This window comes from Nonomuraea sp. NPDC026600 (genome assembly GCF_040638335.1).
Classification (GTDB): domain Bacteria; phylum Actinomycetota; class Actinomycetes; order Streptosporangiales; family Streptosporangiaceae; genus Nonomuraea.
In genome coordinates this window covers 61,026-76,286 of record NZ_JBEZYD010000048.1, presented here as the reverse complement: position 1 = coordinate 76,286, position 15,261 = coordinate 61,026, and the positions used below count along the sequence as shown (strand labels likewise).

Sequence of the window (15,261 nt, the reverse complement as noted above, 5' to 3'; positions counted from 1 at the left end):
ACTTGGTCTGGTCCCCTAGGTGGGATCGCACGGTGACAGGCTCTTCATGTTGGGGACGAGCCGCGCCCACTCCTGCGGCTCGGGCACGGAGGCGATGTCGCAGGCACGGCGGAGCGCCGCGCCTTCGTCCAGGTCCCACCAGCGGAGCGTGCCGTGCGCTCCGATGACGGCCAGGCGGCCGGAGGCGAAACCCAGCGCCCGGACGGCGCCCTGGCGGGTGGACAGCGCGAACAGCTCGCGCCGCCCCTGGACCTGCCAGAGCCGCACCGTGCCGTCGTCGGAGCCGATCGCCAGCACGGTGCCGTCCGCGCTGTAGGCGAGTGCCGTGATCGGCGAGGTGCCGGCCATGAGGAGCTGCCGCGACGCGGGATCGCCGAGCCGCCGCACGTAGACGGCCCGGTCCTCGCCGGTCGTCAGCGTCCGCACGCCGGGGTCGAACGCGAGCGCGCCCACGGTCCCGGACGCCGTCCATGTGTCCATCCTGATGGCTTGACCTGTGGTGATGCGCCACACCAGGATCTCGTCGCCATAGCCGCCCGCCACGAGGTCGCCGGCGGGGTCGATGGTGACCCGGCTCCGGTCTCCGGCTCCGGGGCCGGGGTGGTCGAGCCGGTAGAGCTCGGTGCGGTGCCGGAGATCCCAGACGCGGATCCGTCCGGCGTCCGCGCCGGCCACCAGCAGGTCGCCGTCCTTCCCGCCCCTGGCCAGGCCGCTGATCGGCGGGTACGGCAGAGGCAGTTGCCCGCACAGTCCTGTGGCGGCGGCCGGTCCGCCATAGCGGACGACGCCGTCCACGGCGCCGGTGACCAGCCCCCAGGGCCCCCATGCCGCCGCGACCGATTCCGGCTCGGGGCAGCCGCGGACCTCCCAGCCCGCGGTGTCCCAGATGGCGCCGGTCGTGTCGGCGGCGGCGCTGACCAGCAGCGTGCCCCGGCGCGGGAAGGCGACCGCGTGCACGGGGGCGCTGTGGCCGGTCAGCTCGGCGAGCCGGCGACCCGCCGCCACGTCCCACAGCAGGATCCGCTGGTCCTCCCCCGCCGTGGCGAGCAGCCGGCCGTCGCCACGGAAGTCGAGGTCCCACACGGTGCCGCGGTGCCCGGTCAGCACGCCCGACGGGTGCCAGTCGGATGTACGCCAGAGCCGGACGGCACCGTCGTCACCCGCGGCGGCCAGCCGGGTGCCGTCCGGGCTGAAGGCGACGTCGCGCACCGCGTGCGCGCCCGCTTTGAGGATCACCGGCGGTCCGCCCTTGCCGTCGGTGCGCCAGAGCCGCAGCCTCCCGTCGTGGCCCGCGGCGGCCAGCAGGGTGCCGTCGGGGCTGAACGCGGTCCCTTCGACGGAGTCGGCCCCCCACGGCGGAGGCGGCAGCGCCCGCAGGTCGCCGGCCCGCCACAACCCCACTCCGGTCCCGGCCACCGCCAGGGTCGCGCCCTTCTGGTCGAACGAGAGCCCGCCCATCGCCGTGCCGCCCGGCAGCGGGCGGGTCGCCAGCACCCGGCCCGTCCCGGCGTCCCACATCCTCAGCCGTCTGTCGTCTCCCGCCCCGGCGACCAGGCGGCCGTCCGGGCTGATGGCGATGGCGGTGAGGCGTGCGGAGAGGTCTTCCAGCGTGTGGATCACGGTCCGCCGGCGGGCATCCCACAGCAAGGCGCGGCCGGCGTGGTCGACGGTGGCGAGCGTCGAGCCGTCAGCGCTGACGGACGCTCCCCAGAGGGGAGCTTTGTGCCCGGCCAGGCGCGCCACGAACCCCCCTGCCTGCGTGCTCATGAGCGCGCCGAGCGACTGCGGCGTGCGGTCCTGCTCGACGGCCGCCGCGGCGAGCAGCGCCGACACCTCCGGCCGGGATGCGGCCAGCCGGGCCGCCTCGACGGACAGCCGCCCGGCCAGGGAGCTCCGTTGTGCCTGTCCCGTCTGCCCGACCACCACGACCGCGCCGGCCACGGTCAGCGCCAGCGTGACCGCGAGGCAGCCGACCAGGCGGCGCAGCCTGCGGTTACGCCTCAGCGTCTCCAGCCGCTCGGACTCCTGCCCCGCCCAGCTCGCGGTGAGGAAGGCGCACTCGACAGGGGTGAGGGCGCCGGCCGGGGCCACGTCGGCCCATTCGCGCAGCGTGGTCAGATGGGGGCCGCGCAGCAGGAGGTAGTCGTCGCGTTCCGCATGATCCCACGCCGCGGCGGCGTCGGTGAGCTGCTGCCTGATCCGGAGCCCCGCCCGGTCGGTGTCGATCCAGCCCTTCAGCCGGGGCCAGGCGTCGAGCAGCACTTCGTGGCTGATCTCGACCCACTCGGCGTCGGCCGTCAGCAGGCGGGCCCGGATGAACGTCTCGACCACGGCCTCCGCCGCCTCGTCCCCGTCGCCGGTCAGCGCGTGGCGGGCGAGCCGGCGGCGGCTGTCGGCCACCCCGTCGCCGACGTGGACCAGGCGCAGCAGCGTGTGCCTGGCCACCTGCTGTCGCGCCGCGTCGAGCTGCGCGTACGCGTGCTCGGCGGTGACCTCGATGGCGCCCCGGATGCCGCCGGTGCGTTCGTAGCCGGCGACCGTGAGCAGACTGCCGGTGCGCTGCTGCCAGGTGGCGCGCAGGGCGTGGGACAGCAGGGGCAGCGCCCCGGCGTCGCAGGCGCCGCTGGTCCTGGCGCCGACGTCGCGCAGCAGCAGCTCGACCAGGCCGGGTTCGAGGGCCAGCCGCGCCACGGCGGCGGGTTCGCTGATCGCCTGCCGTAGCTGCCCGGCCGCCATCGGGCCGAGCGGCAGGCAGCGCGCCCGCAGCGCCGCCAGCAGCGGCGGGTGGGCCAGGCAGTGACCGTAGAAGTCGGCGCGCACGCCCAGGACCACCGCGAGCCCGGCCGCCGACCGGTGGCACAGCTCGGCGATGAACGCCTGCCGCGCGCCCTCGTCCTCGCAGAGCGTGAACAGCTCCTCGAACTGGTCGACGATCACCAGCGTACGGGGGTCGACGCCGCCCAGCTCGCGCATCGGCCGGGCGGTGGGCGTCAGGTACGCCACACTCGGCTGGCCGGGCCGGCGGCCGGGGAGCGCTCCGCGCAGCACGGCCGGGGCCAGACCGGCTCGCAGCAGCGAGGACTTGCCCACCCCCGAAGGGCCGATCACGATCGCCGGATGGCCTGCCGTATCGGGATCGGCCAGCAGGCCCACCAGGTCGGCCACCGCCCGATCGCGGCCGAAGAACCAGCGTGCGTCCTCCGTGCGGAAGGACATCAGTCCCGGATAGGGGCAGCCGGCGGCGGGGCCGGTGAAACGCCGCCGCCGCTCGGCTCCGGTCCCGGCCTCGCGAAAATCCGCTCCGTTCGCCACACGGGAAATCTACCGTCACCCATCGTGATCGGAGGTGGACTCTTCGTATATCAGGCGGTGCGGACCGGCTCTGCCTGCGTAGGCAGGCGAAAGGTCCTCAGCTCAGGGTGATGGCGAGCTTGCCGATGGCGCCCGCGCCGAAGTCGTCGAACGCCTGGGCCGCCTCCGCCAGCGGGTAGGAGCGGGTGACGGGCACCCGGATGGCGCCGCCCGCGGCGTCGGCGGCCAGCCGGTCCAGGACGGCGGCGGTGGGGTCGGCCATGACCGCGGTCGCGGCGAGCCTGTCGCCTTCGGGCGCGAACCCCAGGGTGGAGGCGAACCGCCCGCCGTCGGTCACCAGGCCGGCCACCAGGGCGCCGTCACCGGCGAGGTGCAGGGCGGCGGTCACTCCGCCGGGCGCGAGGGCGCGGACCTGGGCCGCCAGGTCGCCGCTGTGGTCCACCACCTCGATGCCGTCCCCGGCCAGGTCGCGGACGAAGTCGGTCTCGGCGCCCGGTCGCGCGGTGGCGATCACCTGGGCGCCGCGGGCCTGGGCGTACTGGAGCGCGAGCGCGCCGACCCCGCCGGTCGCGCCCACGATCAGCACGCTCTCCCCCTCGTGGAGGTCGAGGGCCTCGACGGCGGTCAGCGCTGCCGTGCCGGCCAGGCCCAGCGCGCCGGCCTCGGCGACGCCGAGCTTGCCGGGGACGTGCGTGACGCCGTAGCCGGCCGTGACGGTGACGTACTCGCCGAGCGAGCCGGTGCCCAGGAACGGCTTCATCACCACCCCGAACACCACGTCACCGGCCGTGAAACCGGTCACGTCCGAGCCGACGGCCTCGACGGTGCCGGCGAAGTCCTTGCCGAGCACCAGCGGGAAGCGGTGCTCCATCATCCCCTGCAGCATCCCGGCGGCGGTGGCCGCGTCGAAGCCGTTGACGGAGGTGGCGGCGACGCGTACGAGCAGTTCACCGGCCTCGGGAGCCGGGGTGGGCAGCTCGGTCAGTGCGGGGCTGCCGGGAACGGCGGTAACGGCCAGAGCGCGCATGGCGGTCCTTCCTCGAGAGGTAAATGAAGGGTTCCCTCCATTTATGAGTCAGCGTAACAGCATAACTGGAGCTCTTCCTCCACTTGTATGCTGGAGAGGTGACTACCCCGCCATCGCTGCGCGCGGACGCGGCCCGCAACCGCGAACGCCTCATCGCCGCCGCCCGCCACGTCTTCGCCGAGCAGGGATTGGACGCGCCCATCGAGGAGGTCGCCCGCCAGGCCGGGGTCGGCATCGCCACCCTCTACCGGCGCTTCCCCACCCGGGAGGAGCTGATCGCGGCCGCGTTCGACAACAAGATGGCCGCCTACGCCGACGCGGTCAGCGTGGCCCTGGCCGATCCGGACCCCTGGCACGGCTTCTGCGGCTACCTGGAGACGGTGTGCGCCATGCAGGCCACCGATCGCGGCTTCGCCGACCTGCTGACGTTGAGCCTGCCGACGGCCAAGGAGTTCGAGGCCGAGCGCGCCCGCGCCTATCACGGCTTCGTCGAGCTGATCGACCGGGCCAAGGCGACCGGCCGGCTACGTGCCGACTTCGTGCCCGAGGATCTCGTGATGTTGCTGATGGCCTGCGCGGGCGTCATCACCGCCACGGCCGACGCGGCGCCCGGCACCTACCGGCGGCTGCTGGGATACCTGCTCCAGGCCTTCGCCGGGCCGGGTGCGGCGCCGCTCCCCGACCCGCCGACGCCTACCGCGATGTATCGGGCGCTGCTCCGGCTGCAGGGCCGGTGACGGGAGGCGCCCTAGTCCTTCAGGCCCGCGCTGAGGTCGGCGTTCATCACGTACTTCTGGAAGATCAGGTAGATCGCGACCAGGGGGATCATGGACAGGACCGACGCCCCGAGCAGGACCGACCAGTTGACGTTCTCCGCGCCCACGATGCTCGCGACGCCGATCTGCAGGGTGAACTCCTTCGGGTCGTTGAGGACCACGAGGGGCCAGATGTAGTCGTTCCATCGCCACTGGAACGACATGATGGCGAGGGTCATGATGATCGGCCGGGACAGCGGGAGCATGATCCGGAAGAAGATCGACAGTTCGCCGCTGCCGTCGATGCGGGCCGCGTCCAGCAGGTCGCGCGGCACGCCCAGGAAGAACTGGCGGAACATGAAGGTGCCCGTCGCCGTGATCACCGAGGGAGCCACCACACCGGCGAGACTGTTGTACAGGCCCAGGTCGCGGACGATGAGGAACAGCGGGGACAGGATGACCTCGCCCGGCAGCATCGTGGTGGCCAGGATGCAGATGGTGAACGCCCGCAGCCACCAGTTGGTGTACTTCGCCAGGGCGTACCCGCAGGTCGCGCTCGTCACGATGGTGACGAGGGTCGCGGACACGGCCACGATGAGGGTGTTGCCGAAGTAGCGGCTGAAGTCGAAGCTCGTCCAGGCCTCGGTGAAGCCGGAGATGGTCGGCTGCTTCGGGAAGATGGTCAGCGGATAGGAGAACAGCTCTCCCGCCGGTTTGAAGGAGCTGAGCAGGAACCACAGGACGGGAATGCCGTACAAGGCGACCAGGAACCACAGGACTGCCGTCGCCCAGACCTTCTTCGGCAGCAGGTTATCCATCTCAGGATTCCTTCCGGCGGTTGATGACCAACTGCGCGACAGCGATGACCATCAGGACCAGCATGAGCACGAAGGACGCCGCGCTCGCGTAACCGACCTGGGCACGTTGGAAGCCGGTCGTGAAGATGTACTGGATGAGCAGGTTGTTCTCGCTGCCCGGACCCCCGCCGTTGACCGCCTGGATGAGCGCGTACTCCTTCATCGATCCCAGGGTGCTGAGCAGGATCACGATGAACGACGTGGGCGCGATCGAGGGCAGTGTGATGTGGCGGAACTTGGCCCACGAGCCCGCGCCGTCCAGGGACGCGGCTTCGTAGTACGCGGTCGGCACGTTCTTGATGGCCGCGACGAACATCAGCATGTTGAACGCGGTGCCACCCCAGGCTGCGGCGATGACCACGACGGCCAGGGAGAGGTTCGCGTTGGACTGCCACGACACCGCCTCGCCGCCGAGCACGGTGATGATGTAGTTGACGAGCCCGAAGTTCTCACCGAAGATCCAGCGCCAGATGACACCGGCGATGATCGGGGAGATGAGCCAGGGCACGAAGAAGATCACCCGCGCGACCGGCTTGCCCCGGCTGTACGGGCTGGTGAGCAGCACGGCCGTGCTCAGCGAGGCGACGAACGTCAGCGGGACGACGGCCGCCGTGAAGATCAGCGTACGGACCAGCGCGGCGTAGAACGCCTCGTCGTTCAGCAGCCGCTGGTAGTTGTCCAGACCCACGAACGGCGCCGGGCCGACACCCGTGTAGCTGGTGAAGGAGTAGCCCAGGCCGATGGCGGCCGGCCAGACGAAGAAGAGCAGGAACAGCGCGAGGTTGGACGAGATGAGCAGCAGGGGTGCCAAGGTGTAGCGGTCATGCCGCCCGGTTCGTCGGCGGAACCACCGGCGCGACGGGGTCCAGGCCCGCGTCTCCACGGCGCGCCCCGCCGATCGCGGAATATTCTCCGCCATTGCGCTCTCCTCTTTCTTCCGCGTTGTCCACCGCCCGGGCCGCCGGCACCAGGAAGGTGCCGGCGGGGCCGTACGCTCAGCCGACCTGCTGGTTGAGTCCCGACACGATCTTGTCGACCGTCTGCTTGACGTCCTGCTGACCGTTGATCAGCTTGGCCATCTCGTCCTTGGTCGGGTCGGTCTGGATGGACTTGCCGGCGAGCAGGAGCTTCGTCCCGTTCTGCTGTCCCGAGGAGGAGATCGGGTCCGCCAGCTCGATCTCCTTGATGTAGAGCTGAAAGGCGTCCAGGGCCGCCTTCTTCGTGAACGGGTAGTTCAGCGTGAGACCGGACTCCACCGGCAGGTAGCCGTTGACCTGCGCGAGCTTCGTGTAGTTCGCGGGCTGGAAGATGTAGTCCACCCACTTCTTGGCGGGCTCGGCCTTGTCACCGTTGTTGAAGGCGACCACCTTGCCGCCGAGGTTGATGTCGGTGGCGTGGACGGGTCCCGGCGTCGGCGCGCTGGCCCAGTCGAAGCTCGTGATGCTGTCCGCGAAGTCGGCCACCTGCCAGACGCCGGAGAAGTACGCGACGACCTGGCCGCTCTTGAACAGGGCGTTCGGGTCGGCGCCCGAGGTCCAGACCGACTTCGGCATGACGGCGTCGTCGTTCAGCGAGACGAACTTCGACAGCGCCTGCACGGTGGCGTCGTCGGGGGTGGCGAACTTGTTGTCCGCGCCGAGCTGGAAGCCCTTGCCTCCGTTGTTGTAGATGAAGGCCCTGATGCGCGCGGGCGACTGGTCATAGACCAGGTCGTACTTGGCGCCCGTGGCGGTGCGGACCTTCTTGGCAGCGGCCAGGAACTCGTCCCAGGTCCAGGTCTGGTTCGGGTCGGTGGGAACCTTGACCTTGGCCTTGTCGAAAAGGCTCTTGTTGACGAACAGCCCGGCCGCCGTCAGGTCGGAGGGGATGCAGAGGGTCTTGCCGTCCTTGACGGTGAGCAGGTCCTTGTTGATCTTGTTGGCCGGGGCGTTGGCCGTCGCGCTGATGTCCTGGAGCTGGTTGATCCAGATGGTGTCGAGCGAGGGCACGCTGGCCGCGTCGGGCAGGGAGTTGGCCTGCGCGGCCTGGCGCAGCTTGTCCTGGTAGCCGTCGGTGGGGATGTTGACGATCTCGACCTTGACGCCCTCTTTGGCCTCGAACTCCTTGGCCAGGTCGTAGTAGCCCTGCGCCTGGGCCTTGCTCGCCGAGAGCCAGAAGCTGATGCTCTTGGCGCCGGAGCCTCCGCCCGAGTCCCCGTCGGAGCTCGAACCGCACGCGGTGAGGGCGAGCGCCGCGGCGACGGTCACTGGTAGCCAACGCCAGCGCGTGAGTCGTCTCCTGGCTGTCACGGAAGTCGTCATGGCGTCTCCTCGGGGGTCATCTGCCTGTGGCGTGGGACGCTAACGGGAAAGCGCTTACTAGGTCAATAGTCAGGACATATGTACGTCAAGATGAAATGCTTGATAGGCCGGTGAACTGTGGGTTCATCCCACGTTATGGGCGGCCGCGAGGCGCAAACGCACCCTTCCCGGAACCCGTCCGGCGACGTACAACCGCTCTCCCGACACGGCGTCGGTGCCCCCGAGGAACCGGTACTCCTCGCCGGGCTCGTAGGCGGGGACCGCATGGGAAGCGGCCATCGACGTGTCGATCGCGGTGACCGTGATCGAGTCGTCGGCCACGCGATAGACCGCGGGCTCGCCCCCGTCGAGCTGCCAGGAGTGCTCGTCCAGGGCCAGGGCGCCGGTCATCCGCCCGCCGGGCCGGAAGGCCAGCTCCAGGGCCCAGTCCACGGCCGCGCCCGCCAGGTCGACGGTCAGCTCGGCCCCGGTGTCCGTGATGGCCACGTGGACGGCGGTGGTCAGCGTGACCTCGTCCCGGGCGCGCCGGCCGAAGTCCATCGCCGCGCTGAAGCGGCCATCGTCGACCAGCCCGTAGTGGCCGCGCGCGTCGCGGTGCTGATCCGCCATCGGCTGGTAGTAGGAGGCCGACACGGATTCCGCGAGCGTCGCGGTCGTGCTCCCCTGATCGCGCTCGACCAGCAATCGGTCGGCGCGGAAGGGCCCCAGGCCGAAGAAGACCCGCGAGAGACGCACGTCCCCCAGGACGGCCGCCCCGGCGAACAGGCGGAGAAAAGTCGGGGAGTTCGCCAGCCCGGAACGGACGCGTCTGTGACGCGGATAGTCGGAACCGCCGAAGACCACGGTTGTCGTCGCGGGCCGGTGGTCGACGAGCAGTCCCGCGGCGCCGAAGACGCGTTGGCGCGGTCTTCGGGGCGGGACGGGTTCCGGCAGTTCCCGCGCGAGGCCGGGGTCGAGGATCAGCTCCGTGGCCGCGCGCGCCGGTGAGACGATCCCCTGGGACAGCGCGAGTCCGGCCGCCCAGGCGAGGTCGCCCCGGCCGCGCAGCAGCGCGATCCGGCGCAGCGGGAGCAGGTAGGGCGCCAGGGGCAGCGGCTGCCACTGGTCCTGGCGGCGCGACAGCACCGTCTCGACCGTCCCGTCCGGCAGCAGCAGATCGAGCGTGGCGTCCAGGTTCCGTTCGACGGCGTCGACCAGGTCGGGACGGTCGAACACGTCGGCGATGGCGAGCAGCGACGGGTTCGACACGAACGCGGCGTAGTTGGCGCTGCGTTCGGAGTAGAGCCCGTCGTCGTCGATGTCGACACCCTCGGCCAGCCACTGGCCGACCCGTTCCGCCGGCGCCCGGTCGGGCGCGAGCCGGTGCAGCCTGGCCAGGGCGGCCGAGATCTCCCAGCGGTGGTTGGGGGTGTGCACGCCGCCCCGCGCCAAGGCCGGGGCGGCTGCCGTCAGCAGGTCGTCGAGCAGGTCCGCCAGCCCGTGCTCGGCAGCGCCGGGAGGGTCGCGCCGCAGCAGCCACAGGGCGTCGGCGAGATCGTTGACGCTGAACGCGGAGTCCGGCGGGGAGTCGACGTTGTCACCGCCGGTGAACAGCCCGCCGGGGCCCTGCAGCTCGCGCAGCCGGGCGGCGAGCCGGGCCGCGTGATCGAGCAGCCGGCCGTCCCGCCCGTACGCGACCAGGGCCAGGATTCGCTCGGCCAGCGGGCGGTGTTGCAGGTGATCCCAGCCGTCGCCCTCGTTGAGTATCGCTTCGACCTGCCCGGTCAGGGCAGCCTGGACCGCCGCGGTGAACGCGGCGTCAACATGTTCGTCGTTCATCTCTTCATCGTTCAGCCCATGAGCAGGTTCATCTGGAAGCTGTAGCGGGACGCGGCGTAGATGTGCGTGCCGTACTCCACGGGCGAGCCGCTGTCGTCGTAGGCGACGCGCTCCATGGTCAGGACGGCGGCGCCCCGGCTCTCCCCGAGCAGCCGCGCCTCCGCCGCCGTGGCATTGCGGGCGCCTACCGTCTGGGTCGCCGCGTGCAGCCGGATGCCGGCCGACCGGATCAGCTCGTAGAGCCCTCGCTTCTCCAGCGCGTCGGTCCCGATCTCCAGCCGTAAGGGGGGCAGGTAGTTGCGCATCTTGGCGAGCGGCTGGTCGCGGGCCATCCGGAGCCGGGCTATCGCGATCACCGGCGTTCCTTCGACCAGTCCGAGGGCTTCCGCGACGGCCGCGGAGGCCGGCTTGACGGTGTTGGACAGCACCGTCGTGGCCGGCTCCTGGCCGGTGCTCTTGAGGTCGTCGTACAGGCTGCTCAGCTCCAGCGGCCGCCGGACCTGGGACTGGACGACCCGGGTGCCCACCCCTCGTCGCCGCACGATCAGGCCCTTGTCGACGAGGATCTCCATCGCCTTGCGCATGGTGGGGCGCGACACCATGATCTGGTCGGCCAGCTCGATCTCGCTGTCGAGCTGGGTGCCCGGTGGCAGCACGCCGCCCGCGATGGCCGCCTCCAACTGCTGCGCCACCTGGAAGTAGAGCGGGACAGCGCTGGTCTTGTCGAGGTCGACAAGGGCGGCGAGGGACTCCAACCGGGGGATCTGGGAGATCATAATTGTCATTATGACCGGACTAGTTGACAAATTGGATCATTGCGACGCTTGTCTCCGTCGTTCGTAGCGAGCCGACAGGTCACCCATCCAAACGCCTCGGAAAGACCCGCGTCAATACATTGTCCTGACTTTTCTACATATATTGTCCTGACAAAGTGCGCACCTCGACGGGGAGCGTCCGAGTGTAATGGACCCGGCCGAAGGCGCCGACCCTCACCGCCGCCCACCAGTGCGCCCCCGGCCGGGCGTCGCCCGGTGCCCGTACGGTGAAGTGCAGCGGGACGCGGCCTCCGGCGGGAACGGCGAAGCCCTGCGTCCACGGACCGGACAGCACCTCCCCGGCCCCGGCGCCCCACGTGCCGAACGGGCTGAGCAGTTGCGCCTCTCCGCGCACCTCGGTGCGCGCGTCATTGACGAGCTCGACGGTGAGCGTCGCCCGCCCGCCCGGCACGACCTCCAGCCCGGCCGGACCCAACGTCACGGTGAGCGGCTCGCGGGGCTCCGGGTCGCCGACGGTCACGGTGACCACGTCCTCCAGGGTCTGGCCCAGTTCGTCGCGGATGCGGGCGGCGACGAAGTAGGTCCCGGCCCCGGCGTCGGCGGGTGGCCGCAGGACCGTCTCGAACTCGGCGTGCTCCCCCGCCTCCAGGTCGTACTTCAGGGAACCGGGAGGAGCCACCGCCCAGCCCTCCGGCACGTCCAGCTCCACCAGGCCGACGGTAGACCGGGCCGAGCAGGCGACGGTGACCCGCACAGTCCCCTCCTCCCCCGGACCCACCCGTAGCGCCATCGGGTGCACGTGGACCGCGACCGGCAGGTACCCGGCCGGGGCGGGACCCTTGTTGTGCAGCCAGTACCGGGTGAAGACCGGCTGGGCGGGCTCGACGTGGGCGGCCGCGTGACCCGGCCCCAGGGCCGCCCGCGCGCCCAGCGTGACGATCTCGGCGGGCCGCAACGGGATCACCACGTCGCCGAGCCGCTCCCCCGCTCCCGCAAGCGTCGCCACCTCAGCCGTCGCCCCCGCAAGCGTCGCCACCTCAGGCGTCGTCGTCTCGAGCACCGTGGCGACTTCGACGTCGGTCAGGCCGCCGTGCAGGCGTACGCGTGCCACCGCGGGCGACCCGGCCGACTCGTAGAGCCGCACGGTGACACCGGCGGCAAGGTCGATGTCGCCGGACAGCCCCGATGCCATCGGGTTTCCGCGCGGCTTCAACGCGGTCAACACGACGCTGGACGGCTCGACCCCGCCGAGGCTCGTCCGGGCGGCCAGCGGACCCGGCGACGCGGCCACCTGACGCGCGAGCACCGCGTGGTTGACCTCCTGCCCGGCCTGTACGAATCCGGCGGCCCGCCAGTCACCGGCCCCGGCCACCAGGCTGTACTCGAAGGTGTGCGTCCAGTGCTGCAGGGAGAAGCTGCTGCCGTCGGGGGCCGTCCTGGCCGGGCCGTCGATCCAGACGCCGCTCGGCCACGCCCCGCAGGAGCGCATCAGCGAGACGTAGCAGGTGCCGTCGGACTCGGCCACGAAACCGGGCGTGCCACGGTTGACCACGGCGACCGAGTAGTCGTCGACCGGCTCCGCGGTGCCGGGCAGTCCGGCGGGGACGGGCACCTCGATCACCGAGTCGGCGAGGTCGTCGATGACATCGTCAAGGGCGGACCCGGCCACGATGAGCACGGGCAGATCCCGTACGCCGCGCAGGTCGGCGCTCGGCACCCAGGCCTCGCGCCGGGTGTGGCCGGCGGGCACGAACACCCGCCCGTGCCGTGCCAGTGCCTCCGGGCAGCCCTCCGGCGCGGTGCCGAGGACCTGCTCGGCGAAGGCGTTCGCGGTCGCGTCACCGAGCACGATACGAATGTCAGGCAGGTTGGAGTCGCCGTCGAGCGCGCCGTAGCGCGGGCCGTCCGGCCGGGTGAGCGTGGCGGTGACGCCGCAGGCGACCAGCCGGTCGAGCAGGCCGCGGACGCGGTCCCCGTCCCCGGACGCCACCACCTCGGCGACCCCGATCGCGTGGTTCTCGCGGCGGCCGTCCGCGAGCGACAGGGCGATCCGCGCCGTGGCCGACAGGCCCGCCCAGGTGTGCGCGGGGTTGTCCAGCGTGTACAGGTGCTCTCCCGCGTCGGAGTTCGGGAAGCCGAACGACCGGCCGATCGCGGCGAAGCCGACCTCGCTGACCGGCAGTGCGCCGGGCAGGTCGAGGTCGAACCGCGCCCTCAGCAGATGGTCGCGGCCGATCGAGCCGTCCACGTGGGTGCGGAAGTCGATCCGGCCGATTCCGTCCCACAGGGTCGTCTCCTGGGTGACCCGCAGGTCGGCCAGGCGGGTGACGGCCACGATCCGGCGACCGACCGGAGACCGCCGCACATGTACGGTCGTCGCCTGTTCCCGGGTGCCGACGCCGGGCCCCTTCGGCAGCAGGTGCCACGGGCCCTCGTGCCAGACCGGATGCTCCGCATACTCGTCCTGCAGGTAGAGCTCGCCGCCGAGGCCGCCGGGCCGCAGCAGTTCCCGGCCGGTACGCCGGTCGAGGACGCGGCTGAGCGCGCCGCCTCGGGCGGCGTCGGCTTCGATCAGGAACGTCTCGTTCTCGATCGCGGCGCCTCCGGGCTCCTCGGCCCACCGGGCGGGCAGATCGGGCGCGGGGGCCAGGTGGTAGACGCGGAAACCCAGCGACGGCACGTCACGGGCGACGAACGTCAGGCTCAGCTCCGCCACGGTGCCATCCGGGTGGCGCAGCACGCCCTCGGCCACCGCCGGGACGGACTCGCCCCGGTCGTCGCGCAACTCCGCGCCGGTCCTTCCCGGTTCGGGGAACGCGACCCGCACGGTCGTGACGCCGTCGCGGTTCCAGGACAACGTGTTGACGGCGAGGATCGCCCGGCCCGCGCCCTCGGTGTCGGCATGGGCGGCCAGGCCCGCGATGGCGCCGTCCCGGGCCGCCGCGCCCAGTTCGTAGGCCTCCCGCCAGCCCGCGAGCAGGTCCAGGTACACCTGGTCGGACTCGGTGCCGGTGATCGCGTCGTGGTGGGCGCCGTAGGCCAGCAGCCGCCACGCCTTGTCCAGCGCCTCGCTGGGGTAGCGCTCGCCCAGCAGCGCGGCCAGGGTGGCGAGCCGCTCGGCGTCGAGCACGGCGACCTCGGCAGCCCGCTGCGCCTGCTTGGTGTCGATGTAGGAGACGTCCTTGCCGGTGTAGACCGGGTTCATGTCCCGCGTCTGCGGGGTGATCCCGCGCCTCGGGGCGGCGGCGCGTACCGCGGCGAAGAACTCGCGGGGCAGGCCCACCCTGAACCGGGGCCAGACGTAGCGGGCAGCCCACGCGCGGTGCACCTCGGTGCACCATCGCGACGGCACGTTGTGGTCGTGCCCGACGGGCAGCAGCACATTGGGAGTGGCCGCGACCTTCTTCAGCTCGCTGAACTGGTTGTACGCCTCGGCCATCGCCTCTTCGAGCGTCGCCTTGCGCTCCATGTCCCAGCCGGCGACGTAGTGGTTGGACATGTAGCTGGTGAGCAGCCCGCGCCCGGACGGCGAGACCCACTCGAACTCGCTGGCGAACTGCATGCGGGTGATGTCGCCGGTGTGCCGCTTGGCGCCGACCATGTGGAACGGCCCGCGCGCCCACGAGGCGGAGTCCAGCCCCGCGTCGGCCATCAGCCCGGGGAAGGCCGGGTCGTGGCCGAAGACGTCGAGCATCCAGGCGGTCCGCGGGTCGCCGCCGAGCACGTCCCGCTGATAGCCGATGCCGTAGACCGCGTTGCGGATGGTCGACTCGGGGTGCGTCAAGTTGGTGTTGGGCTCGTTGTAGGTTCCGCCGACGAGTTCGACCCGCCCCTCGGCCAGGAAGCGCCGCAGTTGCTCCCGATCCTCCGGAAAGACATCCCAGAACGGCTTGAGGTAGTCGATCTCGGCCAGGACGAACTTGTAGTCGTCGTCGTGCCTGGCCGCGTCCAGGTGCGCGCGGACCAGGTCGAAGGCGGTACGGGCGAACGGCGGCCGCAGCTTGCCGACCCACGGCAGGTCGGGTAGCTGGTGCCACACCTCGGTGAACCCGGCCTGGGTGTTCCACCAGACCGGGTCGTAGTGGAAGTGCGAGACCATCCACATCGTCCAGCCGGTGGCCGCCGCCTCGACGCTTCCGTCGAGAATGCGGCGTTCGCCCGCGCCTTCCGCGACGGCGGTGACCCGGTGGACGGAGCCCTCCGGCGCGGAGATGAGCACCCCCACCTCGGCCTCTCCGTCACCGGTGACCGTCACGGGCTCGGGTGTGGTGACGGAAGGACCCTCCACCCACACCCGTACCGGCCCCGGCACATCGGTCAGGGTCACCCGGACGACCTGGCGTGGCGCGGACGCGGAGCCGACGAACAGATCAGTACCCTGCAACGACGCGATTCGCATCTTCACTCCAGACCTCG

Annotated in this window: 9 protein-coding genes; 1 reads left to right on the top strand and 8 read right to left on the bottom strand. The window is 71.4% G+C overall.

Going from position 1 to position 15,261, the window contains the following annotated elements; genetic code table 11:
- Positions 1 to 15: 15 nt before the first annotated feature.
- Positions 16 to 3,312, bottom strand: coding sequence for a hypothetical protein (locus AB0F17_RS57855; protein ID WP_358043240.1), 3,297 nt, complete (start codon positions 3,310 to 3,312; stop codon positions 16 to 18).
- Positions 3,313 to 3,409: 97 nt separating this feature from the next.
- Positions 3,410 to 4,339, bottom strand: coding sequence for an NADP-dependent oxidoreductase (locus AB0F17_RS57850; protein ID WP_358043237.1), 930 nt, complete (start codon positions 4,337 to 4,339; stop codon positions 3,410 to 3,412).
- Between the two features lie 98 nt (positions 4,340 to 4,437).
- On the opposite strand from AB0F17_RS57850, the gene AB0F17_RS57845 reads away from it, so the two are divergent.
- Positions 4,438 to 5,076: a helix-turn-helix domain-containing protein gene (locus AB0F17_RS57845; protein WP_358043234.1), complete on the top strand. Its 639-nt coding sequence runs from the start codon at positions 4,438 to 4,440 to the stop codon at positions 5,074 to 5,076.
- Between the two features lie 11 nt (positions 5,077 to 5,087).
- On the opposite strand, the gene AB0F17_RS57840 is transcribed toward AB0F17_RS57845, so the two are convergent.
- The 6 genes from AB0F17_RS57840 to AB0F17_RS57815 all read right to left on the bottom strand — a co-directional run bounded on the left by AB0F17_RS57840 (position 5,088) and on the right by AB0F17_RS57815 (position 15,244).
- The gene (locus AB0F17_RS57840; RefSeq protein WP_358043231.1) at positions 5,088 to 5,912 is read right to left on the bottom strand and encodes a carbohydrate ABC transporter permease; all 825 of its coding nucleotides are present in this window, start codon (positions 5,910 to 5,912) and stop codon (positions 5,088 to 5,090) included.
- Between the two features lies 1 nt (position 5,913).
- The gene (locus tag AB0F17_RS57835; protein ID WP_358043228.1) at positions 5,914 to 6,870 is read right to left on the bottom strand and encodes a sugar ABC transporter permease; all 957 of its coding nucleotides are present in this window, start codon (positions 6,868 to 6,870) and stop codon (positions 5,914 to 5,916) included.
- A gap of 76 nt (positions 6,871 to 6,946) precedes the next feature.
- The gene (locus tag AB0F17_RS57830) at positions 6,947 to 8,251 is read right to left on the bottom strand and encodes an extracellular solute-binding protein (RefSeq protein WP_358043225.1); all 1,305 of its coding nucleotides are present in this window, start codon (positions 8,249 to 8,251) and stop codon (positions 6,947 to 6,949) included.
- 123 nt (positions 8,252 to 8,374) lie between these two features.
- Positions 8,375 to 10,069, bottom strand: a complete 1,695-nt coding sequence (locus AB0F17_RS57825; protein WP_358043222.1) for a hypothetical protein — start codon at positions 10,067 to 10,069, stop codon at positions 8,375 to 8,377.
- A gap of 11 nt (positions 10,070 to 10,080) precedes the next feature.
- Entirely contained in the window at positions 10,081 to 10,845 is a 765-nt protein-coding gene (locus tag AB0F17_RS57820; protein ID WP_358043220.1) for a GntR family transcriptional regulator, read from the bottom strand.
- A gap of 133 nt (positions 10,846 to 10,978) precedes the next feature.
- The gene (locus AB0F17_RS57815) at positions 10,979 to 15,244 is read right to left on the bottom strand and encodes an NEW3 domain-containing protein (RefSeq protein ID WP_358043217.1); all 4,266 of its coding nucleotides are present in this window, start codon (positions 15,242 to 15,244) and stop codon (positions 10,979 to 10,981) included.
- Positions 15,245 to 15,261: the final 17 nt, after the last annotated feature.

Bases quoted from the DNA above. Each gene is read 5' to 3' on its own strand.
- AB0F17_RS57815 (WP_358043217.1), bottom strand. From the start codon at position 15,244: ATGCGAATCGCGTCGTTGCAGGGTACTGATCTGTTCGTCGGCTCCGCG.
- AB0F17_RS57820 (WP_358043220.1), bottom strand. From the start codon at position 10,845: ATGATCTCCCAGATCCCCCGGTTGGAGTCCCTCGCCGCCCTTGTCGAC.
- AB0F17_RS57850 (WP_358043237.1), bottom strand. From the start codon at position 4,339: ATGCGCGCTCTGGCCGTTACCGCCGTTCCCGGCAGCCCCGCACTGACC.
- AB0F17_RS57835 (WP_358043228.1), bottom strand. From the start codon at position 6,870: ATGGCGGAGAATATTCCGCGATCGGCGGGGCGCGCCGTGGAGACGCGG.
- AB0F17_RS57825 (WP_358043222.1), bottom strand. From the start codon at position 10,069: ATGAACGACGAACATGTTGACGCCGCGTTCACCGCGGCGGTCCAGGCT.
- AB0F17_RS57830 (WP_358043225.1), bottom strand. From the start codon at position 8,251: ATGACGACTTCCGTGACAGCCAGGAGACGACTCACGCGCTGGCGTTGG.
- AB0F17_RS57840 (WP_358043231.1), bottom strand. From the start codon at position 5,912: ATGGATAACCTGCTGCCGAAGAAGGTCTGGGCGACGGCAGTCCTGTGG.